Raw genomic sequence first — 22,781 nt, 5'->3', positions numbered from 1 at the left:
GCGATCACGGCGCCTCCGCATCGGCGCGCAGCCGCGGATCGGCGAGGCCGATCAGCAGCTCGGCGGTCAGGCCGATGGCGATCTGCATCAGGACGAAGACCAGAACGGCGGCCCCGGCCACCGTGTGGTCGCGGGCCAGCACCGCCTGGACGGTCAGCCGCCCGATCCCCGGCATGGCGAAGACGGTTTCCACGGCCGCCGTGGTGGTGAGAATCGTTCCGGCCACCGATCCGACCGCCGCGGCCAGCGGCACCAGGGCGTTCGGCAGGGCGTGGCGCAGCAGAACGGCGGCCCGCCCCAGCCCCTTGGCCTGGGCGGTGCGGATGAAGTCGCGTCCCAGCACGTCCATCACCTGGGTCCGCGTCAGGCGGGCGATCATCGCCGACGCCGGCAGGGCCAGCGCCGCCACGGCCCACGGCGCCGTGCCGGACCCTGCCAGCATCAGCCACGTCGCCAGCGCCAGCGGCGGCACGGACAAGGCCAGCACGGACCCGACGGTGAGGGCCGTGCCCGGCCATGCCCGCCGGACATCGGCCGCGGCGAGGCCCAGCGCGAGCCCGAGGGGCAGAGCCAGCGCCGCCCCGCCAGCCATCAGCCCAAGCGTCACCGGCAGGGCCTCGCCCAGCAGCGCCGTCACCGGTACGCCGCCGTACCGCAGCGACTGGCCGAGGTCGCCCCGCAGCAGATCCAGCGTGTAGGACAGGAATTGAACGGCCAGCGGCTGGTCCAGGCCCGCGTCCTCCCGCAGCCGGCGGATCATCTCCGGGTCCGCCGCCCGCCCGTCGACCATGAGCATGACCGGATCGCCGGGAAGCGCATGGGAGGCCAGAAAGCTGGCCAGCACGGCGGCTCCGGCCAGAATCAGCAGCCCCGGCAGGCGCCGGGCCAATCGCCAAGCCAATCGCCAGGATAGCCCGCGACGGCCAAGCCGGCGTCCCGTCATGGCAACCGGGCGGAGTGGAAATCCGTCGTTCCGTCGGGCCGGATGACCACTCCGGTCACGCCCGGCCGCATCAGCGCCACGAACTGAGGCGCCGGGAGGGGCACCGCCACGGCCTGTTCCCGGAGCAGGGCTTCGGCATCCCGGTAGAGCGCGTTGCGGACGGTGGGGTCGGCGAGGCTGCGCGCCCGCTCCATCAGCCGGTCGAAGTCCGGGTTGTGCCAACGGCTGCGGTTGGTCGGGCTGGCGCTGTGCCACTGGGTGGCGAGCTGGTCCATGGGGTCGGGAAAGTCCGCCGTCCAGCCATTGATGAACAGCGCCTCGCGTCCCTCGTTGATCGCCGACACGAAGGCCGCGCGTTCCTGGATGCGCACGCCGACCGGGACTCCCAGCACCGCGGTGAGCTGGGCGGCGAAATAGGTGGCCTCCTCGCGCACGTTGGGGCCACCGGCGATCAGGAGCGGCGGCAGTCCCTGCCCCCCGGCATGGCCGGCCTCCGCCAGCAGCGCCTTGGCCCGCCCCGGATCGAATGGCGGCAGCGGCACCGCATCGGGCCGGTAGCCGCCCAGGCCGGGCGTGACGAAGCCGTTCGCCAACACCGCGCGCCCTGCGTGAAGGCCATTGACCGTGGCGACGCGGTCCAGCGCGAGGCCGAACGCCTCGCGCACGCGTCGATCGCGGAAGGGCGGGTAGAGATCCTGATTGAGGGCGAGATAGCGCACCTGCGCGCGGGCGAAGGCCGCGACCTGCCCGTCGTAGCGCGGCTGGCGGATCACGGTGCGCACGGCGTTGTCGGGCAACGGCGCGATGTCGAGGTCTCCGGCGTCGTAGCGCGCCAGCAGCGTGTTGGTGTCGGGCAGCACCGCCAGGGACACCGCGTCCACGACGGGGGCACCGTCCCAATAATCGGCGTGGGCTTCCAGACGCACGGAGTCGCCGCGCCGCCACGACATGAGGCGGAACGGCCCGGTGCCGCCGGACGCCCGCTCGTGCCACGCCGGTCCGAACTCGGCCTCCATCCCACGGTCGACGAACAGGAACGGGTAAAGCGGGAACAGCGCGTCGGGTTCGGTCAAACGCACGACGAGCGTGTGGGGGTCGGGAATGGCCACGCCGGATAGGGATGTGGCGGTTCCCTGCTGCAGTGCCGTGGCCCCCTCGATGCCGCGCAGGTAGAAGGCGCTGTAACCGGGCTGGGGCTTGCGCGTCAGATGGCGTTCCCAGGTCCACAGCACGTCGGCGGCGGTGAATGGGCGTCCCGAATGGAACCGCACGTCCGGGCGCAGGGTGAAGCGCCAAGTCCGCCCGCCGTCCGGCGTTTCCCAGCGGATGGCCAGCGCCGGGACGGCGTTGCCGGCGGCGTCGATCGCGGTGAAGCCCTCATAGACCTGCCGCAGGACCCCGGAAGAGACCAGTCCGGGAAAGACAAACGGATCGATGGTCGTTAGGTCGTCGGACAGGCTGGCCCGCAAGGTTCCTGCCGTTGCCGGAAACGCGGCGACGCCGACGCCGGTCGCGATGGCCAGGACGGTCAGGAGCAGGCGGAGGACGGTGGGCAGAGGCATGGTGCGGGACGTTGCAGGGCGGTGGGCGGGAAGTGGGAAAAAACAGCCGCCCCTGCTTCCTTCACGGCCTCCGGCCAGAGCGGAGCCGGAACTGCACCGGACGTCCGCCATATGTATGCACAAGAGTGCGTCCATATCCAGGTATTCGCTCTGCCGGCGATGCCTCGGGCACCATACCCGGATTCGATCAGGCGCGCGACCCGAAATGCCAGCAGAGCATCGTCACCTGACGCACGATTCCCGCTTGGTTGCGCAGCCCCGTCTTGCCCAGGATGGACGAGACCTGATTGTAGACGGTCCGCCGCTCCACCCCGCGATCCTCGGCGATCTCATCGACGCTCCGGCCGGAGCACAGGGCCAGCGCGATCTCGGCTTCCGATCCGGTGATCTGGAGAAGCTCGGCGACGGCGCGCGCCGACACGGCGGGCAGGATGTCCGGATCGACAAGGGTCAGGAGGAGAATGCCGGTCATCGGGCCGCCGCTTCCGACGCTCTGGGCCGGCGGCTCCGACAGGGTGGCGAAGTAGGGCGACGGCTGGTCCAGGCGCGACACGCGCAGCGTGATCGGCGTGCGGGTGCGGCGGCGGAAGAAGCCGGCGGCCCGCTTGGACAGCTCCGCCTGTTCGGTCGGGGTGTCGGGGATGCACAGCCGGCCGCCGACCATGGACAGCCCGTCCCCCCGCGACACGATGGAGGCGAAGGACTGGTTGCCGTCGATGACTTGGCAGCGCGGCGTCAGAAGCGCCGCCGGGTAGGGCAGAGCGTCGAGAAGGCGGACGACGAAGGAGGGCTGGCCCGACGGCGGCAGGACGCTGCCGCCGTTGAGCGAGATCAGGCTGTCGAAGCCACCCCGGACGCTTTCCTGGACGTTGCTGGTGACGTCGCGCCGGATCTGGTACCACCAGCCGTCCGTGTCATCCAACCGCTCGTAGGTGATCTGGATGACCCGGCCGTCGGAATGGAGCGTGAAGGACTGCCAGAACCGGTTGAACCGGCGGAGATCCTCCGCGTAGCCGATCCAGCGCGCCGGGTCGGAATAGATGGTGTCCGAGCTGAACTTCTTGTGCTTCACGCATTCCCACACGATGTCGCGGAACGTCACCGAGCGTGAGAAGTCGATGAAGGGATAGATCGTCTTCTGCTTGTCGTTGGTGGCCAGCAGCGTGTCGCTCTTGTCAAAGACGGTGAGCGCGGCGTTCATGTCCCGGGCGCGGCTGGAGAGGTCGTAGACCAGATCGGACATCAATCCTTCCTCCCTTTCGCTGCCGGGTGTGACGGGATGCGCCCCTGACCGTGGCCTGGGCCGCCGGTCAGGAGAGCGTTCGCGGAACGCGTTGCCATTCGAGCGAATTTAGCAGCAAAACGGCCGCATCATGCAACGGTCAATACGATGGTATGACGCTCAGGCCGCCTCGACCGTGAGGTAGCAGCCGGCGAGTTCCTCCGTCCGCAGCTCGACGCCGAGCGTCGCCCGGAAGGCGTCCTGGGTGTTGGCGACGGCCTTCTGCCAAGCGCCGGCGTCGGGAGCGTCGGGGTGATGATGGACCCGGGCGCCGACCAGCCGCATCATGTCCGCCTCGTAGCGGTCCATGAACAGGATGTGTTCGTGCCAGGCCGCGTCCGCCGCCTTGGTCGGGACCAGGATCAGGTTCGGCTTCGCCGCCACCACGACGAGGAACTGGCGGTAGGCCTCGACCGATTCCGTGGCCTGCTCCGCCGTGTAACCGGCCATCTCGAGCCGCGTGTTGATGAAGGAGAGATCCAGGTTCGCCGGCTGCACGGACGGGGCGCGTTCGCTGTTGTCGTTCATTGTCGATGATCCTTTCAAAAGGGAATGAGGTTCACTGCGGTCCTCAAGGGCCTCCACCCGGTGACATCGGCCCGTGCGCTGCGGCAAAACGGTGACCGTCGGCACGTCCGGGCCGGCTCAAGCGAGAGGAGGTCAGACTGGCGGTGTCCCACCGGCCGGCGTGGCCCGGCTGCCGCCGGGGGCGAACCGCCAAGGCTGCGTTCGTGTGCACACCGACCCGTAGCAACAGGCCCGCCATGCACCCTTCCTGCATACCCGAGTGTATCATAGTAGCGGTTGTGCAAGTGCTCAAGAGCATATCGCGTATTTGTATCGAATCTGAACCAACAATCCTTCAGGATGGCATACATATGCAACCTTTGCCGCGGAAGTCATGGTCGCTTCGTGTGGAGCGTCGCCCTTGACGGGGGCGAGTGTTTCTCTGTCCGCGGGAAAATTGATATTTTCCGGGAAAGGTTGCGGATCCACTGGAAATCCACTGAAGTCAGGTTGTGGCGGCAGCCGATGGCTCCCTTTTCGCTGATGCACAGGCACCGCCATTCAGGGGACCGCAACGATCGGCAGCGGGTGAAGGCGCGTTGCCGAGAACGGCGGGCTTCGGGAGGTCCCCGGCTCAGGGCAGCAGGATGGCCGACTGCCATTGCTGCAGGAAGCGCTCCCGCTTCAGCCGGTCGAGGAACACCAGCAGAGCCGGGCTGAGCGCTATGGGATGCAGCGGCGCCGCCGTGCTGGAGCGCAAACCCGACGCCGACGCCTCCCGCTTGATGCCGGAGGAGATGGCGTAGAGGGCGGAGCGGTCGGCCACCACCTCCTGCCCGCGCGGCGACAGCAGATAGTCGATGAACCGACCGGCAAGCTGCGGCCGGGGCGCCGTCTTGGGAATTACCGCAACGCGGGAGATGACCAGCGTGTAGTCCTCCGGCACCACGATGCCGATGGGCGCTCCCGCCGCTGCCCGCGCCCGCGCGTAGGAGCCGAGGACGTTGTAGGCGATCAGCACCTCCCCACGCTCCACCATGTCGAGGATCTCGCCCGAGCAGCAGGCCAGCCGCGCCTGGGTGTTGCCCATCATCGCGACGAGCTGCCAGTACTGGCCGAACAGCAGGGCGTCGTGGGCGGCCAGCAGATAGCCGATGCCGCTGGTGGCGGTGTCGTAGGTGGCGACGCGCCGGCCGAAGCGCGCCGGGTCGTCCCGCAACAGCCGGATCAGCGCCGGGCGCGTGCGCGGCACCTGGGCGTCCGGCAGAAGGTCGCGGTTGTAGGCGATCACCGCCGGCTCGAAGGTGAAGCCGAACGCCTCGTCCCGCCAGTTCGCCCAGTCGGGCAGCGCGTCCGTCAGGGCGGACCGGTGGGGCTGGGTGTAGCCGTCGTTGACCAGCTTCACCTGCAGGTCGGAGGCGGAGCTGATGAGCAGGTCGGGCGTCTCGGTCGCGGCCCCCTTGACCGGCACGGCCACCGCCTCGGCGTAGAGGTCGGCGGTGTCCATGTCCTTGTACTCGACCGTGACGTCGGGGTGGAGCTGCTGGAAGTCGAGGACCAGCGGCTCGATGGCCTGCCGGTCGGTGGCCGAATGGATGCGCAGCCGCTCCCGCTCGCCGCCGGGAGCGGGGTAGGTGATGAGTTGCGCCGCTTGCGCCCAGGGCGCCCAGAGCAGGGCGAACAGGACCAGAAGCGGCAGCAGGGCCCGCGCGGCACTTTCTCCCGCCGTGGTGGTGTTGTCCGCCGCCGGGAAATCGATGCGCGCGACCAGCCCGCCGCCGGGGCGGTCGAGCAGGGCGAAGCCCGCCCCGTGCGCCTCCACCACCGAGGTGACGATGGCGAGGCCCAGACCGCTGCCCGCCACCCCGGCGGCGGAGCTGCCGCGCCCGAACCGCTCCAGCACGCGGCGCTTCTCGGCGTCCGGCACGCCGGGGCCGCGGTCGGCGATCTCCACGCGCAGGCCCCGCCCGTTTGGCAAAGGGGTCAACGACAGGTCGATGGGGCCGGACGGGCCGGCGTACTTCACCGCGTTGTCGAGCAGGTTGGTCAGCGCCTCGCGCAGGCTGATGGCGTCGCCGGGGACGGTGGCCGGCTCCGCCGCCCGGTCGATGTCCAGGCGGATCGCCGTGTCGCCGGCCACCGCGCGGGCGCGCTGGAACACCTGCTCCAGCAGGGCGCCGAGATCGACGTCCTCCGGCTTCAGCGCCTCGCTGCGGTGGATCACCATGGCGTGGTTGAGGAGCTGGCTGGTGAGCTGGCTGGCCTCCACCGCGTTGCGGTGCACGCGCTGGGCGATGCGGTGGAGCGCGTCTGGATCGTCCTCGTCGATGGCGAGTTCGGCCTGCAGGCGCAGGCTGGCCAGCGGGGTGCGGATCTGGTGGGCGGCGTCGGCAAGAAAGGTCTGCATGGTGTCGAGGTTGGCCTTGAGCCGCGCCATGAGCTGGTTGATCGCCTGGACGAGCTGCGACACCTCCTGAGGCGGCGGCATGGCGATGGGTGAGAAGTCGTGGGGCTGCCGTTCGCGGATCATCCGCTCCAGCGAGCCGAGCGGGGCCAGCGCCTGCCGCACCCCGAACCAGATCAGTCCGCCCGCCGCGACCACGGTGAAGGCGATGGGAAGGAAGGCGTTCGCCAGGATGTCGCGGGCCAGGGCGCCGCGCTCCTCCCGTGTCTGGGCGACGGCGATGGTGACCCAGCCACTGAGGTCCGGCTGTGCCGCGAACCGCTTCAGGACGGCGACCCGCACCGACATGCCGCGGAAGGTGGCGTTCTCGAACCGGGTGGCGGAGTCGCTGCTGGCCGCGTCGGCAAGCCCGGCCTTGGCGGGCGCCACCGGCAGGTCGTGGTAGCCGGTGACCAGCTCGCCGTCCGGGGCGGTGATCCGGTAGAACACGCGGTCGCGCCGCGCCTGGGCCAGGATGCCCAGCGAGGAATAGGGCAGGTCGACGGAAAAGCGCCCGTCCTCCACCCGAACCGTGTCGGAGATCGACAGGGCCGACGCCATCAGGAGCCGGTCGAAGGCGGCGTCGGCGGCGCGCTGGGCGTAGGCGCTGACGAACAGGAACAGCCCGGCGGTCAGGACGGCCAGCACGCCGAGCAGCCGGATGAACAGCCGCCGCCGCAGCGAGAATCCTTCAGCCTTCGGCACACACTTCCGCCACATACCCCAGCCCCCGAACCGTCCGGATCTCCACCGACGCGCCCTCCAGCTTGCGCCGGAGGCGGGAGACATACAACTCGATGGCGTTCAGCGCGGTGGGCTGGTCGAGGCTGAACAGCCGGTCCATCAGGTCCTCCTTGGACAGGACGGTGTTCAGGTTGCTGAGGAACAGCTCGAGAAGCCGGAACTCACGGCCGCCCAGATCGACGGGGCGGCCATCGACCAGCACCTTCTTGGCCGCGGCGTCGAAGACCAGATTGCCGAATTGCGTGCGCGAGGAGGCGAGCCCGTGCGAGCGGCGCAGCAGGGCGCGGCAGCGGGCTTCCAGCTCCCGCAGGTCGAAGGGCTTCACGATGAAGTCGTCGGCCCCGAGGTCGAGCAGATCGACCCGCACATTCACCTGCGAGCGGGCGGTCATCACCAGGACCGGCGTAGCGTCGCGGCGCTGGCGCAGGCGGTTCAGCAGCGTCTGTCCGTCCACCCCCGGCAGCATGATGTCGAGCAGGACGAGCTGGTACGCCTCCTGGCGGAGCAGCTCCTCCGCCTCGTCCCCGGTCGGTGCCCAGTCCACCGCGTAGCCCAGCTTGCGCAGCCGGTGGACGATGGCGTCGGCCAGATCCTCGGTGTCCTCGACGACGAGTATGCGCATGGTCTGTCTCCGGCCTTATAGCCCTCTCCCCTCCGCTCCCGCGCAAACGAAGTGTGCGCTGACGCGACAGGCGGACCTTCGGTCCGCCGAAGGCGGGGAGAGGGTGGCCCGAAGGGCCGGTGAGGGGATGCGCGTGGCGGATGTCCGGCAAATGCGCAACCCCCTCACCCCAACCCTCTCCCCGGAGGGGCGAGGGGAATTGAGTCCGTGTATCAGTGCGCCATGAAGATGGGAATGGCGGGCGGTTCGCGCAGCACGTCGAGCGTCACGCCGCCCCACACCCGTTCACGGACGCGGCTGTGGCCGTAGGCGCCCATCACCAGCAGGTCGCAGCCGGCCTCCGCCGCCGTCTCCTGCAAGGCCCGCCCGACCGCGCGGCCCGACGCCGCGACCCTGCGGATCGACGCCGCGACGCCGTGCAGCGCGAGATAGGCCGACAGGCGGTCGGGATCGGCGGCGCGCCCGGGGTCGGCGACCTCCGCCGACAGGATGACCGCCTTGCCGGCGCGTTGCAGAAGCGGCAGCGCCGCCGCGACCGCCCGCGAGGCCGCCGCCCCGCCGTCCCAGGCCACCGCCGCCGCGGACCCGACCGATGCCGGTTCGGCCGCCGGCGCCAGCAGCAGCGGGCGGCCGGAGCCGAACAGGGTGGCCTCGATGGCCGGTCCCATGGCGTTGGTCCCGTCGGAGGTCTGGGCGATCACCACCAGATCGGCGAGCCGGGCTTCCTCCGCCAGGGTTTCGGCCAGCGGGCCGGTCGCCTGCTGCCAGGAGGCGGACAGGCCGTCCGCGTCCTCGCCCCCACCGGTCAGGCTGTCCGCCTCCGCGGCGCCGAAGCGGCTGCGGAACTCCTCGAACAGGCCATGGGCGGAGTCGACCACCCGCGCCTGATCCTCCTGCCCGATGCGGATGAGCTGCTCGACCAGCGCCTTGGGGATCGCGGCGCTTTCCACGGAGGTGCGGATTTCGACCTGCGGCATGACGTTCAACCCCTCCACATGGGCGCGGAAGCGGTCGGCGAGCAGAAAGGCCGTGGCGATGGCGCGGCGGTCCAGCGGCCGTCCGGTCAGGGGAACGAGAACCTTCTTGATCATCGGAAGCGCTCCGTCACGATAGCCAGGAGGTGTGCATCAGGACTTCGTTGCTGCCGCGCCAGATCATGTCGAGCGCCACATAGGTGATGATGACGAGACCGACCCAGCCGACCCAGCGGTGCTTGTGCAGGACATGCGCGATCATGTTGGCCGCCGCCCCCATCAGAACGACGGACAGCAGCAGGCCGATCACCAGGATGGTTGGATGGTCCTTGGCGGCGCCTGCCACCGCCAGCACGTTGTCGAGCGACATCGACACGTCCGCCACAACGATCTGCCAGATCGCCGCGCCCACCGTGACGCCGCCCACCGCAGCACCGGCGGCGGCGTTTCCGGACACGCCCACCGGCGTGTCGGGGGCGTCCATCGCCTCGTCGGGCGCCACTTCGTCCGTCCCGTGGGAGCGCAGCTCGCGGAACATCTTCCAGCACACCCACAGCAGCAGCACGCCGCCGGCCAGGGTCAGCCCGATGATGGCGAGAAGCTGCGTGGTGATCAGGGCGAAGAAGATGCGCAGGGCAATGGCGGCGCCGATGCCCCAGAAGATCACTTTGCGGCGCTGCGCCAGCGGCACCGCGGCGGCGGCCATGCCGACCACGATGGCGTTGTCGCCGGCCAGCACGAGGTCGATGGCGATGACCTGTCCCAAGGCGGCGAGCTGGGACCAGAGATCGACGCTTTCCATGGAGAAGTCCTTCGAAGGAGGGCGGTCTTACGTCGCGGGATGGGTGCCGGATGGCGAGGCGCTGTCGTTCTTGCCCGCCCCGTTGCTCCGGTGGCGCAGGATCATCGGGCCGATCACCAGCAGGGCCGCGATGATCAGCAGGGCCGCCGAGATCGGGTGCGTCAGGAAGACCGACGGGTCGCCCTGGCTGATCGCCAGCGCCCGGCGGAACTGCTGTTCGGCCAGCGGTCCCAGGATCAGCCCGACCACGCAGGGCGCCACCGGCACGTTCAGCACGCGCATGCCGAAGCCGAGCAGGCCGATCACCCACAGGATGACCAGATCGATGACGTTGTTGTTCAGCGTGTAGGCGCCGAGCGACGAGAAGACCAGGATGCCGGCGTACAGCCAGGGCCGCGGGATCAGCAGCAGCTTGACCCAGAAGCCGACCAGCGGCAGGTTCAGCACCAGCAGGAGCACGTTGCCGATGTAGAGGCTGGCGATCATGCCCCAGACCAATTCGGGGTTGTTGTCGAACAGCGTCGGGCCGGGCTGCAGGCCGTATTGCTGGAAGGCGGCCAGCATGATGGCGGCGGTCGCCGAGGTCGGCAGGCCGAGCGACAGCAGCGGGGCGAGCACGCCGGCGGCCGACGCGTTGTTGGCGGCCTCCGGACCGGCGACGGCCTCGATGGCGCCCTTGCCGAACTCCTCCGGCTTCTTCGCCAGACGCTTCTCGACCAGATAGGACAGGAAGGTCGGGATCTCGCTGCCGCCCGCCGGCAGGGTGCCGATGGGGAAGCCGAGCAACGTGCCGCGCAGCCATGGCTTCCACGAGCGCCCCCAGTCCTCTCGGCTCATCCATTTGGAGCCCTTGAGCGCGTAGATCTCCTCCGTCTCGAAGCGGTGGCGGGAGGCGACGTAGAGCGTCTCGCCCACCGCGAACAGGCCGACCGCGACGACCACCGTGTCGATGCCGTCGAGCAGCTCGGGCACGCCGAAGGCCAGCCGCGCCTGACCGGTCTGCATGTCGATGCCGACCAGACCCAGCGCCAGCCCTAGGAACAGGCTGGCCAGACCGCGCGCCAGCGAGCTTCCCAGCACCGCGGTGACGGTGGTCAGGGCCAGCACCATCAGCGCGAAATACTCGGCCGGGCCGAACAGCAGGGCCAGCTTGACCATCAGCGGGGCGACGAAGGTCAGCGCCGCGGTGGCGATGGTGCCGGCGATGAAGGAGCCGATGGCGGCGGTCGCCAGCGCCTGGGCGCCGCGGCCTTGGCGGGCCATGGCGTGGCCGTCGATGGCGGTGACGATGCTGCCGGACTCGCCCGGCGCGTTCAGAAGGATCGAAGTGGTGGAGCCGCCGTACATCGCGCCGTAATAGATGCCGGCGAACATAATGAAAGCGGAGGTCGGCTCCAGCCCGTAGGTGACCGGCAGCAGCAGCGCCACGGTCAGCGCCGGGCCGATGCCGGGCAGCACGCCGACCGCGGTGCCAACCGTCACGCCGATCGCCGACCACAGCAGGTTGTAGGGCGTCAGCGCCACGAGGAAGCCGTGGCCCAGGGCGGCAAGGGTGTCCATAGTGCAGTTTCCTTCCCGAAGCGGGGGCCCGAAGCGGGGGCCCGAAGCGGGGGCCCGAAGCAGGGGCCCGCAGCAGGGCTTGTCCGGCGTTCCTACTCGGCGTCGGGGGACGTGAGCCGTTCGACGATGCTGCCCTCGGGCAGGTTCAGGCCGAGCCCGTAATTGAAGGCCACGAAGGTGAAGGCGGCGAGCGCCAGTCCGATGGCCAGATTGACCAGGAGCCGCCGGCCGCCGAAGGCGCGGGAGACCGCGGCGAAGAGGATGGTGGTGGAGGGTATCCAGCCCAGCGTGTCGAGCAGCAGGAACTGGACGGCCAGCCCCGCCGCGACCAGCGCCACCGCCCAGAGGTCCAGTTCCAGCCCTTCGGCGTGGGCGACGGCTCCGGCGAAGGCCTCGCGCAGCAGGGACAGGCCGACCAGGACGAGGCCGCCCGAGATCAGGTAGGGGAACAGGGCGGGGCCGACCACCGCCCGGCCGACGCTCGGGGTCAGCATGGTCTCGACCGCGATCAAGCCCCCAAGGGCGATCAGCCCGCCGCCCAGCACCGCCTCTCCGGCGCGCATGCTCCGACCGGTGGTCATCGCTTCATCCTCCCAGACTGTTTTTTGCGGACCGGTGGGCGCGGCGACCGCGCCCACCATGTTCGGTCCTTACTTCACCAGACCGATGTCCTTCAGCGTGCCCTCGATCTGCGCGCGCTCCTGCTTCAGGAAGGAGGCAAACTCGGCGGAGGGCTGGTAGAGGTCGATCCAGCCGCGCTGCTTCACGGCCTGCTTCCACTCGTCGCTGGCGACGGCCTTGGCGACGGCCTCCTGGAGTTCCTTCAGCTCCGCCGGCTTGGCGGAGGACTGGGCGAAGACGCCGCGCCAGTTGACGAACTCCAGGTCGACGCCCTGCTCCTTCATGGTCGGCGTGTCGGAGCCCGGCAGGCGCTGCGGGGCGGAGACGGCGATGGCGCGCAGCTTGCCCGCCTGGAACTGCGGGGCGAACTCGCTGTAGCCGCCCATGCCGAGCGTGACATGGCCGCCGAGCGCGGAGGCCAGCAGCTCGCCGCCGCCCGCGGTGGCGACGTAGTTGACCTTGTTCGGATCGACGCCGACCGACTTGGCGATCAGGCCGGCCAGGATCTGGTCGCTGCCGCCCGCCGAGCCACCGCCCCAGGAGACCGAGCCGGGGTCCGCCTTGAACTTCTGGATCAGGTCGCCGAAGGTCTTGATGGGCGAATCCGGGGGAACGACGATGGCCGTGTATTCACCGGTCAGCCGGGCCAGCGGGGTCACCTGGTCGAGCGTCACCGCCGACTTGTTGGTGACGATGGCGCCCAGCATGATCTGGCCGCCGACCAGCACCGTCGGCGTGCGCTTCTTGGCGGTGACGAACTGGGCGAGGCCGACCGTGCCGCCGGCGCCGGGGATGTTCACAACCTGGATGTTGGAAGCCAGCTTCTGGTCCTGGAGAACCTGCTGGAGGGTGCGGGCGTGCTGGTCCCAGCCGCCGCCGGGGCTCGCCGGGGCGATGATCTCCAGTCCCTTGATCTCGGCCAGCGACGGGGTGGCGGCGAGGGAGGCCGTGGCGAGAACCGCGGCGGTCAGGACGCCCTTCACGGCGCCCGGCATGCGGATGGTCATGACGCTTCGCTCCATGCGTGTGTTTTGTTTTGATGCTTTGCTCCCGGCGGGCCACCGCCGGGGTCCGGTCACTTGACGAGGCCCAACTCGGTCAGGACGCCTTCGATCCGCGTCCGCTCGTCCTTCACGAAGGCGGCGAAGCGGTCGGACGGCAGGTAGAGGTCGATCCAGCCGCGCTCCTCGGCGATGCGCTTCCACTCGTCGGTGCGGACCATGGCGCCGACCGCGTCGTCCAGGGCCTGCTTCTCCGACGCCTTCAGGTTCCCCGGCGCCATCACGGCGCGCCAGTTCACCAGCTCGACATCCACGCCCTGCTCCTTGAAGGTCGGGACGTCGATGCCGGGGATGCGCTGCGGGGCGGAGATCGCCAGCGCGCGCAGCTTTCCGGCCTGGAGTTGCGAGGCCATCTCGTTGTAGCCGCCGGTCGCCACGGTGATGTGGCCGCCGAGCACCGAGGCCATCATCTCGCCGCCCGCTCCGGCGGCGATGTAGTTCATCTTGGACACGTCGCCCCCGATCGCCTTGACCAGCAGGCCGTAGAGGATGTGGTCGGGGCTGCCGACGGCGAAGCCGCCCCAGGAGACGGAGCCCGGATCGGCCTTGAACTTCTTGACGAGGTCGTCGAGCGTTTTCAGCGGCGAATCCGCGGCCACGACGATGGGCTGGTACTCGCCGGTCAGGCGGGCCAGCGGGGTCACCTGATCGAGCGACACCGGCGACTTGTTGATCAGGATCGCCCCGATCATGCCGAGCCCGGAGATCATCAGGCCGGGGTTGCGCTTCTTGGCGGTGACGAACTGGCTGAGGCCGATGGTGCCGCCGGCTCCCGGAATGTTGACCACCTGGACGCTGGAGGCCAGCTTGTGGTCCTGCAGGACCTGCTGCATGGCGCGCGCGTGCTGGTCATAGCCGCCGCCGGCGTTGGCGGGGGCGATGATCTCCAGGTTCTTGATCTCCGCGGACGCGGGAACGGCGAAGAGGGCGGCAGCGGCCAGCACGGCCGCCGCCAGCATCCCCTTGGCGGGGTTGCCGAGGCTCATGGTGTTTCCTCCGAATGGACTTTTTGTTTTTCTAGGATGGCGCTTGGCGCGCCTTACGGTGCCTTGGCGGTGGGGCGCTGCGGACGCACCTCGTAGAGGAGGACGGAGCCGCCGGCCCCCGCGCCGCAGGCGGCGCCATAAAAGAGCGGGGTCCGCTCGTCCGCCGATGCGGTCTTCGCCGTGGTTTTCGCCGACGTCCTGGCTGCGGATTCGGTCGCCATGGTGGAGTTTCCGGGAACGGTGGTTGGTTGTTCAAACTGTTTAACAGGCGAACCTGTCATGAACCTGTCAGCCACCGTCCGGGCACGCAAAATTTCGGCGCTCCACCCGGAAGAGGCGGAGACCGGTCTTCGGCGGTTTTCCCCCCGCCGGGGTGATGGGGAGGAGGCAGCCTTGCCCCCTCCCTAACCCTCCCCCGCTTCGCAGGGGAGGGAACTGCCGCCGCTTTGCCAAAATCTCCCTCCCCTGCGTCAGCGGGGGAGGGCCGGGGTGGGGGCAATACCCCCCGAACCTACCCCACCACCAGCAGGAACAGCCCCTGGCCGAGATAGATGGTGCCGGTCAGGGCGACCAGACGCTGGCTCCAGGTGCGGAACTGGGCGTCGCTCATGGCGTCGAGCACGCGGCGCGACAGGTTGGTGCCCAGAACGGCCATGCCGATGCAGACGAGCGTCACCGTGACGTCCAGCGCCTCCGCCTCCGACGCCGCGACGAGGGAGCCGAAATAGACCGTCTTGAACAGGTGGCCGAAGACCTGCATCGTCGCCTTGGTCGCGACGACGCTCTGCCGCGGCAGGCTGGACTTCACGAAGAAGACGTCGAGCAGCGGCCCCGAGATGCCGGCGATCAGTTGCACGCCCATGCACAGGACGCCGGCCAATGTGCTGTGGCCGCGCCGCGACACGTTCGGCGACCAGTGCGACGGAACCGCCATCGCCATGAAGGGCGACAGCCCCAGCACGATCAGCGACTCCGCCTTGCCGGGCACATAGCGGATCAGGGTGAAGACGGCGACCGCCACCGCCCCGCCCAACAGGAACTGGGCCACGATCCCCCATTGCACGTGCCGCCGCCACAGCCACGCCCGCCAGCCGTTGGCGGTCATCTGCGTGATCCCGTGCAACAGCATGGCGGAGGACACCGGCAGCAGAACCAGCAGCAGCCCCATCAGGACCATGCCGCCGGCCATGCCGAACAGGCCCGACAGGAACGAGGTCACCAATGCCGCAAGGCCGAGTCCGAGTGTCAGGGGAACCGTCAGCATCCCGCTCATCCGAAAGTTTTCTTTGGCTGTGAACGGCATGATGCCCCTGGCGCGCTTGCGCCGCAAACGGGATTGTCTGATGCTGACCCCCAGGAAATGTTGGGGTGCATGGAGGAGGGGATCGGATGCGGCGCCTGCCATCGCTGAACGCCCTGCGGGCGTTCGAGGCCGCGGCCCGCCATGGCAGCTTCACCGGGGCGGCGAGCGAGCTGAACGTCTCACAGGCCGCGGTCAGCCGCATGGTGCGCCTGCTGGAGGAGCGCATGGGCTTCCCGCTGTTCGAGCGGCGGGCCAACGCGCTGGAACTGACCGACCGCGGGCGGGCGCTGCAACCCGGCCTGACCGGCGCCTTCGACGCGATCGCGGACAGCGTCGAGCGGGTCGCCGCCATGCGCGACGGCCCGGTGCTGACGTTGGGAGTGGGCGCCACCTTCGCGGTGCGCTGGCTGATTCCGCGCCTGTCGGCCTTCCACGAGCGCCACCCCGACGTGGAGGTGCGCATCGCCACCGGCGGCGCCGGCGCGCCGATCCGCGAGGACTGGACCTGCGCCCTGCTGCTGGGCGACGGGCATTGGCCGGGCTACGAGGTGGAAGAGCTGTTCACCGCCGACATGCTGCCGGTCTGCGCGCCCGCCCTGGCGCGGAGCCTGCGCCGTCCGGAGGATCTGCTGTCGGCGACGCTGCTCTCGGTGTCGCACTGGGCGGACGACTGGCCGCAGTGGTTCGCCTCGGCGGGGCTGGCGCCGCCGGCCGTGAAGGGGCTGTCCTTCGGCAGCTACGCCATGACCTTGCAGGCGGCGGCGGACGGGGTGGGGGTGGCGTTGGGGGCGCGGCTCTACATTGCCGACGATCTGGCGGCGGGCCGGCTGGTCACGCCCTTCGCGCTGGCCGTGCCGATGGGGCGGGCGTGGTATCTGGTCTCGCGGCCGGCGCGGCACCGGGAGCCGGGCTTCACCGTCTTCCGGGACTGGCTGCGCGCCGCGGTCGGATCGCCGGACCCTGAAAAGAAAAGACCGCCGGAGCGTGCCCCGGCGGTCTGAAGTCGCACTTTGGAGAAACGTCACTCGGCGGGGACGCGCGCACGGTGCGGCCTGCCGACTGGGTTTCAAAGGATAACCGAACGAAAACACTTATACTAGTATATCACTCTTGGCGCAAGCCCTTTCGCTCACATGACGGCGCCCATCTGCCAAGGGGTGAACTCGTCGGAGCCGAAGCCCAGCTCCTCGCTCTTGGTCTTCTTGCCCGACGCGGTGTCGAGGACGAGCTGGAAGATCGCCCGCCCGACCTCCTCGATGGTGGCGTCGCCTGTGGCGATGGGGCCGCAGTCGATGTCCATGTCGTCGGTCATCTTGCGGTAGAGCGGCGTGTTGGTGGCGAGCTTCAGCGACGGCGTCGGCTTGCAGCCGAAGACGGAACCGCGTCCCGTGGTGAAGCACAGCACGTTGGCGCCGCCCGCCACCTGCCCGGTGGCCGACACCGGGTCGTAGCCCGGCGTGTCCATGAAGACGAGGCCCGGCCCGGTGATCGGCTCGGCGTAGCGCACCACCTCGACGAGGTTGGTCGTGCCGGCCTTGGCGACCGCGCCCAGCGACTTCTCCAGGATGGTGGTCAGGCCGCCCTTCTTGTTGCCGGGGGACGGGTTGTTGTTCATCTCACCGCCGGTGCGGCTGGTGTAGTCCTCCCACCAGCGGATGCGCTCGACCAGCGTCTCGCCGACCGCCGGGCTAACGGCGCGGCGGGTCAGCAGATGCTCGGCGCCGTAGACCTCCGGCGTTTCGCTCAGCACCGCGGTGCCGCCGTTGCGGATCAGCAGGTCCACGGCGTGGCCCAGCGCCGGGTTGGCGGTGATCCCCGAATAGCCGTCCGACCCGCCGCATTGCAGCGCCAGGATCAGGTGGCTGGCCGGCACGGTCTCGCGCTTCACGTCGTTGACGCGCGGCAGCAGCGCGCGGATGCGCTCCACGCTCGCCCGCACGGTGGCGGCGGTGCCGCCGCTCTCCTGGATCGCCAGCGTCTGCAGCGTGTCGCCGACGGTCAGCCCCTCGACCTCGACCAGCTTGTCGATCTGGTTCACCTCGCAGCCGAGGCCGAGCACGAGCACGGCGGCGAAGTTCGGATGGCGGGCGTAGCCGGCGATGGTCCGGCGCAGCGCGTCGATGGCGTCGCCCTGGGAACCCATGCCGCAACCGTAGGCGTGGGTCAGCGCGACCACCCCGTCGATGTTGGGGTAGGCGGCCAGCGCGTCGCCGCGGAACTGGTCGGCGATCATCCGCGCCGCGGTGGCCGAGCAGTTCACCGTGGTCAGGATGCCGATGTAGTTGCGGGTCGCCACGCGTCCGTCCGGACGGACGATGCCCTGGAAGGTGGCGCGCTCGGCCTCCGGCACGAAGTCCGTGGGGTGGGAGTCGGCGCCGAAGGCGTGGTCACGCTCGAAGCTGTCGCCCATGCCGATGTTGTGGACATGGACATGGTCGCCCGGCGCGATGGGGGCGGTCGCAAAGCCGATGACCTGGTTGTACTTGCGCACCGGCTCGCCGACCGCGATCGCCTGCACCGCGACCTTGTGGCCGGAGGGGATCGTGGTCCGGGCGACGACGTCGGTGTCGGGCAGGGGAGTGCCCTCCGGCAGGTCGGCGCCGGCAACGACGACGTTGTCCGCGGGATGCAGGCGGATGGTCAGCGATGCCATGGTGTTGTTCTTTTTCCTGAAGTCCCCTCCCCCGCCCGGGGAGAGGGGGGGCCCCGCCGCGTTGGGGCGGGAGGGTGAGGGTGCCGGCAAGGATAAACATCTCGACCCTTGCACGGCCCTCACCCGGCCCTTCGGGCCACCCTCTCCCGGGGCGGGAGAGGGGGCTGGATCAGAGCTTGTAAGCCTTCTTCGCCAGCGTGTAGGCGAGATCCACTGCCAGCTCCGCGGCCTCGTCCTCCTCCAGCCGGTGCTCGGCGACGAGCCGGGCCAGGAAGGCGCAGTCCACGCGGCGGGCCACGTCGTGGCGGGCCGGGATGGAGCAGAAGGCGCGCGTGTCGTCGTTGAAGCCGACCGTGTTGTAGAAGCCCGCCGTCTCCGTGATCATCTCGCGGTAGCGGCGCATGCCCTCGGGGCTGTCGTGGAACCACCAGGCCGGGCCGACGCGCAGCGCCGGGTAATGGCCGGCCAGCGGCGCCAGCTCGCGGGCGTAGCTGGTCTCGTCCAGCGTGAAGAGGATGATGGTCAGGTCGCGCTCGTTGCCGACGCGGTCGAGCAGCGGCTTCAGCGCCCGCACATACTCGGTGCCGGTCGGGATGTCGGCGCCCTTGTCGCGGCCGAAGCGCTCGAAGACGCCGGGATTGTGGTTGCGGAAGCTGCCGGGGTGGATCTGCATGACCAACCCGTCGTCCAGGCTCATCTTGGCCATCTCGGTCAGCATCTGGCCGCGGAAGATCTCCGCCTCGGCCGCCGTGATGGTGCCGCGCAGCGCCTTTTCGAACAGCCGCTCGGCGTCGGCGTCCGACAGGTCGGCGGTGGTCGCCGTGGCATGGCCGTGGTCGGTCGAGGTGGCGCCCCCGACCTCCTTGAAATACTGGCGGCGGTTGCGCAGGGCGGCGAGGTAGCCGGCCCAGGTCGAGGTGTTCTCACCGGACAGCGCGCCCAGGGTTTCCACATTGGCCTGGAAGCCTTCGAACTCCGGATCGACGACCGGGTCGGGGCGGAAGGCGGTGATGACGCGGCCCTTCCAGCCGCTCTCGCGGATGGCGCGGTGATGCTCCAGCGTGTCGAGCGGCGACTCGGTGGTCGCCAGCAGCTCGATGTTGAAGCGCTCGAACAGGGCGCGCGGCAGGAACTCCGGCTTCTGCAGGCAGGCGTCGATCTGGTCGAAGATGCGGTCGGCGCTGGCCCCGCTCAGACGCTCCGTCACGCCGAACACCGTCTCGAAGGCGTGGTCGAGCCACATGCGCGTCGGGGTGCCGCGGAACAGATGCCAGTTCTGCGCCAGCAGGCGCCAGATCTTGCGCGGGTCGCTCTCCACCGCCCCGCCGTCCTTGCGCGGCACGCCCAGGCTCTCCATCGTCACGCCCTGGCTGTAGAGCATGCGGAAGGCGTAATGGTCGGGCACCACGAACAGCGACGCCGGGTTCGGGAACGCCTCGTTCTTGGCGAACCAGGACGGGTCCGTGTGGCCGTGCGGGCTGATGATCGGCAGGTGGCCCACCTCCGCGTACAGCCGGCGCGCGATGTCGCGCTGCGTGGGATCGCTGGGGAAGAGGCGGTCGGGGTGGAGCATCGTTCATCTCCGGAAAGAGGGATGCCGGACAGGGGTCCGGTGCCCATTTGAATGGGTGGTTCGGGTGTGGCGCCCTGAGCGGCGCCGGTCGTGCCCCGCATGTCGGAATATATTAATATATCAGTTCCCGATGCAAGGACTTTGTGCGTCTCGCCCACAATTCTGCCTGCGCGCCGGCCAATTCAAGAGGAAACGGCCAACTCAAGAGGAATCAGCTCAATGGAAGCCGGTCAGAGGCGGCGCGAATCGTGGGCGGCGAAGTCCACGGCCCGCGGGCGGTAGCCGCTGGTGAAGAGGGGGGAAGAGATCACCATGTCGGCGGTCGCCTCGTTGCAGGCCATCGGGATGTTGTAGAGCGTGGCGAGGCGGGTCAGCGCCTTCACGTCCACGTCGTGGGGCTGGGCGGTCATCGGGTCGACGAAGAAGACGAGAAGGTCGATCCGGCCCTCCGCGATCATCGCGCCGATCTGTTGGTCGCCGCCCAGCGGACCGCTCTTCAGCGAGGTGATGTCCAGCTGGGGATGGGCTTCCCGGACCAGCCGGCCGGTGGTCCCGGTGGACCAGAAGACGTTGCCCTCCAGCGCGTGGATGTTGGCGCCGAGCCAGCCGATCAGGTCGGGCTTGCGGGCGTCGTGGGCGACGAGGGCGATGCGTTTGCGGTCCACGGTGACGGTCCTTGCGCTGTGCGCTCCGCGGTGGAGCTTTTTTCAATATACTAGTATACTGATGGGTGGCGCAACGCGCTTCCCGGTGGGACAAACTGGCGCGGAACCGGGGCGCCGCGCGGGGTCAAGGGGTTTGACCCACCCCGCCGGGTATTAGTATATTGCGATGAAGGGCGGACCGTCTGCGGCGTGAACCAGTGGGTTCGACGCCGGTGTCCGACGTCCGGGAATCCGGCGCCCTGAATTTTCCTGGCAGGAGCGGGTGTTGAAAAAGGCGGCGCAGACATCGGCGGTGGATTCGGAACAGGCGGAGGGCGTCAAGACGCGGACCCGGCGCCGCACGGCGGCGGCGGTCGCCCGTCCGGCCCAGCGCGGCACCACCGTGGCGGCGACAATCTACCGCGACCTGCGCAACGAGATCGTCTCGCTCCGCCGCAAGCCGGGCGAGCCGGTCGCGGAGAAGGTGATCGCCCAGGATTACGGCGTCAGCCGCACCCCGGTGCGCGAGGCCGTGCTGCGTCTGGCGGACGAGGGACTCATCGAGATCTTTCCGCAATCGGGCACCTTCGTCTCCCGCATCCCGCTGGGCGCCCTGCCGGAAGCCATCGCCATCCGCAAGGCGCTGGAGGAGGCGACCGTCCGCTACGCCGCCAAGCGCGCCACCCGCAGCCAGATCGCCAAGCTGCGCGCCAACCTGGAACTCCAGCGCGAGATGGAGGCCGCCCAGAATTTCGAGGGCTTCCACCAGGCCGACGAGACCTTTCATGCGCTGCTGGCGGAGACCGCCGGCTATCCCGGATTCTGGAACCTGACGCAGCAGGTGAAGGTGCAGGTGGACCGCTACCGCCTGCTGACCCTGCCGGTCCTGGGCCGCGTGCCGGACGTGATCGCCGAGCATTCGGTCATCATCGAGGCCATCGCCAACAACGACCCGGAGGCGGCGGCGAAGGCCATCGACCTGCATCTGGACTATCTGCAGGTCACCATCGCCGACGCGCAGAAGGCCAACCCGCTCTATTTCACCGCCCCCTCGGAAGACGAGGCGGAACCGGTCTGACGTCATTGCACACATCCCCTCTCCCGTCCCGGGAGAGGGAAGGGGCCCGCGCAAGGCGCGGGAAGGGTGAGGGTATCGGCAATGGGCTGATGCGTAATCCTTGGATGTACCCTCACCCGGCGCCTTCGGCGCCACCCTCTCCCGGGGCGGGAGAGGGCATCGCGGCATTCTTAGGACTGACTGCTGGCTTGCGCTGTTGGTGTTCGGATGCATCTGTGGGCTAATATATCAGTCACGTTCCTCCCACACCGCGCAAGACAGCCAGGAGACCGCGATGCAATCGCTCTACCGCGCCGATCCGGCCCGCTACACCGCCATGACCTACCGCCGCAGCGGGCGGAGCGGGCTCGACCTGCCGGCCATTTCGCTGGGGCTGTGGCAGAATTTCGGCGGCACCGACGTGTTCGAGACCGGGCGCGCCGTGCTGCGCCGCGCCTTCGACCGCGGCGTCACCCATTTCGACCTCGCCAACAACTACGGCCCGCCACCGGGCTCGGCGGAGGAGAATTTCGGGCGCGTCCTGGCGACCGATTTCAAGGCCCACCGCGACGAGCTGATCGTCTCCACCAAGGCCGGCTACGACATGTGGCCCGGTCCCTACGGAAGCTGGGGCTCGCGCAAGTACCTGACGGCCAGCCTGGACCAGAGCCTCAAGCGCATGGGGCTCGACTATGTGGACATCTTCTACTCGCACCGCGTCGATCCGCGCACCCCGCTGGAGGAGACGATGGGCGCGCTCGACCACGCCGTGCGGCAGGGCAAGGCGCTCTATGTCGGCATCTCCTCCTACTCGCCGGAGATGACGCGGCGGGCGGCGGCGATCCTCAAGGATCTCGGCACGCCCTGCCTGATCCACCAGCCGTCCTACTCGATGCTGAACCGCTGGATCGAGGGCGGGCTGCTCGACGCGCTGGAGGAGACCGGGATCGGCTGCATCGCCTTCTCGCCGCTGGCCCAGGGCATGCTGACCACCAAGTATCTGAACGGCCAGCCCACCGACGCCCGCGCCGCCAAGGGCGGCACGTTGAAGGCGCATTTCCTGTCGCCGGAGAATCTGGAGCGGGTGCGCGCCCTGGACGCCATCGCCCAGCGGCGCGGCCAGACGCTGGCCCAGATGGCCATCGCCTGGGTGCTGCGCGACCCGCGGGTGACCTCCGCCCTGATCGGCGCCCGCAACGTGGAGCAGCTCGACAACTCGCTCGACGCGCTGAAGAACACCGCCTTCACGCCGGAGGAACTGGCCGAGATCGACCGCCACGCCGTCGATGGCGGACTGAACCTGTGGCAGAACTCCTCGAACGCCGAAGCGGGCTGACCCGTCGCAGGCGGAATTGAAAAGGGGCGCGCCGGGATGCCGGCGCGGCCCTTTTTCATTGCCCCTGGGAAGCGCCTCCGCGCATGAGGGGGGGGGGGGGGCAGAGGG

General features: G+C 69.4%; 20 protein-coding genes. 3 read left to right on the top strand and 17 right to left on the bottom strand.

Going from position 1 to position 22,781, the window contains the following annotated elements; genetic code table 11:
• Positions 1-4: 4 nt before the first annotated feature.
• From H0B54_RS21480 to H0B54_RS21415, 14 genes are all read right to left on the bottom strand, one after another.
• Positions 5-901 carry an ABC transporter permease gene (locus H0B54_RS21480; protein ID WP_246472673.1) on the bottom strand — a complete coding sequence of 299 codons (897 nt, stop codon included), beginning with the start codon at positions 899-901 and terminating at the stop codon, positions 5-7.
• 38 nt (positions 902-939) lie between these two features.
• Positions 940-2,505: an ABC transporter substrate-binding protein gene (locus H0B54_RS21475; protein WP_188262021.1), complete on the bottom strand. Its 1,566-nt coding sequence runs from the start codon at positions 2,503-2,505 to the stop codon at positions 940-942.
• Positions 2,506-2,692: 187 nt separating this feature from the next.
• A complete protein-coding gene (locus H0B54_RS21470; RefSeq protein ID WP_188262020.1) occupies positions 2,693-3,748 on the bottom strand; it encodes a helix-turn-helix transcriptional regulator in 1,056 nt (351 codons plus the stop codon).
• 159 nt (positions 3,749-3,907) lie between these two features.
• On the bottom strand, positions 3,908-4,315 hold the full coding sequence (locus H0B54_RS21465) for a glycine-rich domain-containing protein (RefSeq protein WP_188262019.1): 408 nt from the start codon (positions 4,313-4,315) through the stop codon (positions 3,908-3,910).
• Between the two features lie 613 nt (positions 4,316-4,928).
• A complete protein-coding gene (locus tag H0B54_RS21460; protein ID WP_343068996.1) occupies positions 4,929-7,442 on the bottom strand; it encodes a sensor histidine kinase in 2,514 nt (837 codons plus the stop codon).
• Positions 7,429-8,103, bottom strand: coding sequence for a response regulator transcription factor (locus tag H0B54_RS21455; RefSeq protein ID WP_014200002.1), 675 nt, complete (start codon positions 8,101-8,103; stop codon positions 7,429-7,431). Before H0B54_RS21455 ends, H0B54_RS21460 begins: the two co-directional genes overlap by 14 nt.
• A 212-nt stretch (positions 8,104-8,315) precedes the next feature.
• Positions 8,316-9,194, bottom strand: coding sequence for a universal stress protein (locus H0B54_RS21450; RefSeq protein WP_188262017.1), 879 nt, complete (start codon positions 9,192-9,194; stop codon positions 8,316-8,318).
• Positions 9,195-9,207: 13 nt separating this feature from the next.
• Positions 9,208-9,879, bottom strand: coding sequence for a TerC family protein (locus tag H0B54_RS21445; protein WP_188262016.1), 672 nt, complete (start codon positions 9,877-9,879; stop codon positions 9,208-9,210).
• Positions 9,880-9,906: 27 nt separating this feature from the next.
• Positions 9,907-11,439, bottom strand: a complete 1,533-nt coding sequence (locus H0B54_RS21440) for a tripartite tricarboxylate transporter permease (RefSeq protein WP_188262015.1) — start codon at positions 11,437-11,439, stop codon at positions 9,907-9,909.
• 92 nt (positions 11,440-11,531) lie between these two features.
• Positions 11,532-12,020, bottom strand: coding sequence for a tripartite tricarboxylate transporter TctB family protein (locus H0B54_RS21435; RefSeq protein ID WP_188262014.1), 489 nt, complete (start codon positions 12,018-12,020; stop codon positions 11,532-11,534).
• Positions 12,021-12,089: 69 nt separating this feature from the next.
• On the bottom strand, positions 12,090-13,067 hold the full coding sequence (locus H0B54_RS21430; protein WP_246472672.1) for a Bug family tripartite tricarboxylate transporter substrate binding protein: 978 nt from the start codon (positions 13,065-13,067) through the stop codon (positions 12,090-12,092).
• Positions 13,068-13,135: 68 nt separating this feature from the next.
• Positions 13,136-14,107 carry a Bug family tripartite tricarboxylate transporter substrate binding protein gene (locus H0B54_RS21425; protein WP_094306106.1) on the bottom strand — a complete coding sequence of 324 codons (972 nt, stop codon included), beginning with the start codon at positions 14,105-14,107 and terminating at the stop codon, positions 13,136-13,138.
• Between the two features lie 53 nt (positions 14,108-14,160).
• Positions 14,161-14,328: a hypothetical protein gene (locus H0B54_RS21420; protein WP_172428649.1), complete on the bottom strand. Its 168-nt coding sequence runs from the start codon at positions 14,326-14,328 to the stop codon at positions 14,161-14,163.
• A gap of 290 nt (positions 14,329-14,618) precedes the next feature.
• Complete coding sequence (locus H0B54_RS21415) at positions 14,619-15,371, bottom strand: TSUP family transporter (protein WP_246472671.1); 753 nt, start codon at positions 15,369-15,371, stop codon at positions 14,619-14,621.
• 125 nt (positions 15,372-15,496) lie between these two features.
• Here H0B54_RS21415 and gcvA point away from each other — a divergent pair, with 125 nt between their 5' ends.
• A complete protein-coding gene (gene gcvA, locus H0B54_RS21410; RefSeq protein ID WP_188262012.1) occupies positions 15,497-16,411 on the top strand; it encodes a transcriptional regulator GcvA in 915 nt (304 codons plus the stop codon).
• Positions 16,412-16,539: 128 nt separating this feature from the next.
• Here the strand turns inward: gcvA and H0B54_RS21405 are convergent, their stop codons facing one another.
• The 3 genes from H0B54_RS21405 to H0B54_RS21395 all read right to left on the bottom strand — a co-directional run bounded on the left by H0B54_RS21405 (position 16,540) and on the right by H0B54_RS21395 (position 20,301).
• Positions 16,540-18,063 carry a UxaA family hydrolase gene (locus H0B54_RS21405; protein WP_188262011.1) on the bottom strand — a complete coding sequence of 508 codons (1,524 nt, stop codon included), beginning with the start codon at positions 18,061-18,063 and terminating at the stop codon, positions 16,540-16,542.
• 169 nt (positions 18,064-18,232) lie between these two features.
• Positions 18,233-19,636, bottom strand: a complete 1,404-nt coding sequence (uxaC, locus tag H0B54_RS21400) for a glucuronate isomerase (RefSeq protein ID WP_188262010.1) — start codon at positions 19,634-19,636, stop codon at positions 18,233-18,235.
• A gap of 230 nt (positions 19,637-19,866) precedes the next feature.
• The gene (locus H0B54_RS21395; protein WP_014199988.1) at positions 19,867-20,301 is read right to left on the bottom strand and encodes a methylglyoxal synthase; all 435 of its coding nucleotides are present in this window, start codon (positions 20,299-20,301) and stop codon (positions 19,867-19,869) included.
• 265 nt (positions 20,302-20,566) lie between these two features.
• Here H0B54_RS21395 and H0B54_RS21390 point away from each other — a divergent pair, with 265 nt between their 5' ends.
• Positions 20,567-21,358, top strand: coding sequence for a GntR family transcriptional regulator (locus H0B54_RS21390; RefSeq protein WP_094306111.1), 792 nt, complete (start codon positions 20,567-20,569; stop codon positions 21,356-21,358).
• Positions 21,359-21,632: 274 nt separating this feature from the next.
• Positions 21,633-22,673, top strand: coding sequence for an L-glyceraldehyde 3-phosphate reductase (gene mgrA / locus H0B54_RS21385; RefSeq protein ID WP_188262009.1), 1,041 nt, complete (start codon positions 21,633-21,635; stop codon positions 22,671-22,673).
• The last annotated feature ends 108 nt before the right edge of the window (positions 22,674-22,781 follow it).

Origin of the sequence: Azospirillum tabaci (genome assembly GCF_014596085.1) — a bacterium.
Lineage (GTDB): Bacteria > Pseudomonadota > Alphaproteobacteria > Azospirillales > Azospirillaceae > Azospirillum > Azospirillum tabaci.
The sequence above is the reverse complement of the archived record's forward strand: the minus strand, read 5'-3'. Positions and strand labels throughout refer to the sequence as shown.

What these genes read in the sequence shown, in the direction of transcription:
- H0B54_RS21475 (WP_188262021.1), bottom strand. Translation starts at nt 2,505, where the DNA reads ATGCCTCTGCCCACCGTCCTCCGCCTGCTCCTGACCGTCCTGGCCATC.
- H0B54_RS21470 (WP_188262020.1), bottom strand. Translation starts at nt 3,748, where the DNA reads ATGTCCGATCTGGTCTACGACCTCTCCAGCCGCGCCCGGGACATGAAC.
- H0B54_RS21465 (WP_188262019.1), bottom strand. Translation starts at nt 4,315, where the DNA reads ATGAACGACAACAGCGAACGCGCCCCGTCCGTGCAGCCGGCGAACCTG.
- H0B54_RS21455 (WP_014200002.1), bottom strand. Translation starts at nt 8,103, where the DNA reads ATGCGCATACTCGTCGTCGAGGACACCGAGGATCTGGCCGACGCCATC.
- H0B54_RS21450 (WP_188262017.1), bottom strand. Translation starts at nt 9,194, where the DNA reads ATGATCAAGAAGGTTCTCGTTCCCCTGACCGGACGGCCGCTGGACCGC.
- H0B54_RS21445 (WP_188262016.1), bottom strand. Translation starts at nt 9,879, where the DNA reads ATGGAAAGCGTCGATCTCTGGTCCCAGCTCGCCGCCTTGGGACAGGTC.
- H0B54_RS21440 (WP_188262015.1), bottom strand. Translation starts at nt 11,439, where the DNA reads ATGGACACCCTTGCCGCCCTGGGCCACGGCTTCCTCGTGGCGCTGACG.
- H0B54_RS21435 (WP_188262014.1), bottom strand. Translation starts at nt 12,020, where the DNA reads ATGACCACCGGTCGGAGCATGCGCGCCGGAGAGGCGGTGCTGGGCGGC.
- H0B54_RS21430 (WP_246472672.1), bottom strand. Translation starts at nt 13,067, where the DNA reads ATGACCATCCGCATGCCGGGCGCCGTGAAGGGCGTCCTGACCGCCGCG.
- H0B54_RS21425 (WP_094306106.1), bottom strand. Translation starts at nt 14,107, where the DNA reads ATGAGCCTCGGCAACCCCGCCAAGGGGATGCTGGCGGCGGCCGTGCTG.
- H0B54_RS21420 (WP_172428649.1), bottom strand. Translation starts at nt 14,328, where the DNA reads ATGGCGACCGAATCCGCAGCCAGGACGTCGGCGAAAACCACGGCGAAG.
- H0B54_RS21415 (WP_246472671.1), bottom strand. Translation starts at nt 15,371, where the DNA reads ATGCTGACGGTTCCCCTGACACTCGGACTCGGCCTTGCGGCATTGGTG.
- gcvA (WP_188262012.1), top strand. Translation starts at nt 15,497, where the DNA reads ATGCGGCGCCTGCCATCGCTGAACGCCCTGCGGGCGTTCGAGGCCGCG.
- H0B54_RS21405 (WP_188262011.1), bottom strand. Translation starts at nt 18,063, where the DNA reads ATGGCATCGCTGACCATCCGCCTGCATCCCGCGGACAACGTCGTCGTT.
- uxaC (WP_188262010.1), bottom strand. Translation starts at nt 19,636, where the DNA reads ATGCTCCACCCCGACCGCCTCTTCCCCAGCGATCCCACGCAGCGCGAC.
- mgrA (WP_188262009.1), top strand. Translation starts at nt 21,633, where the DNA reads ATGCAATCGCTCTACCGCGCCGATCCGGCCCGCTACACCGCCATGACC.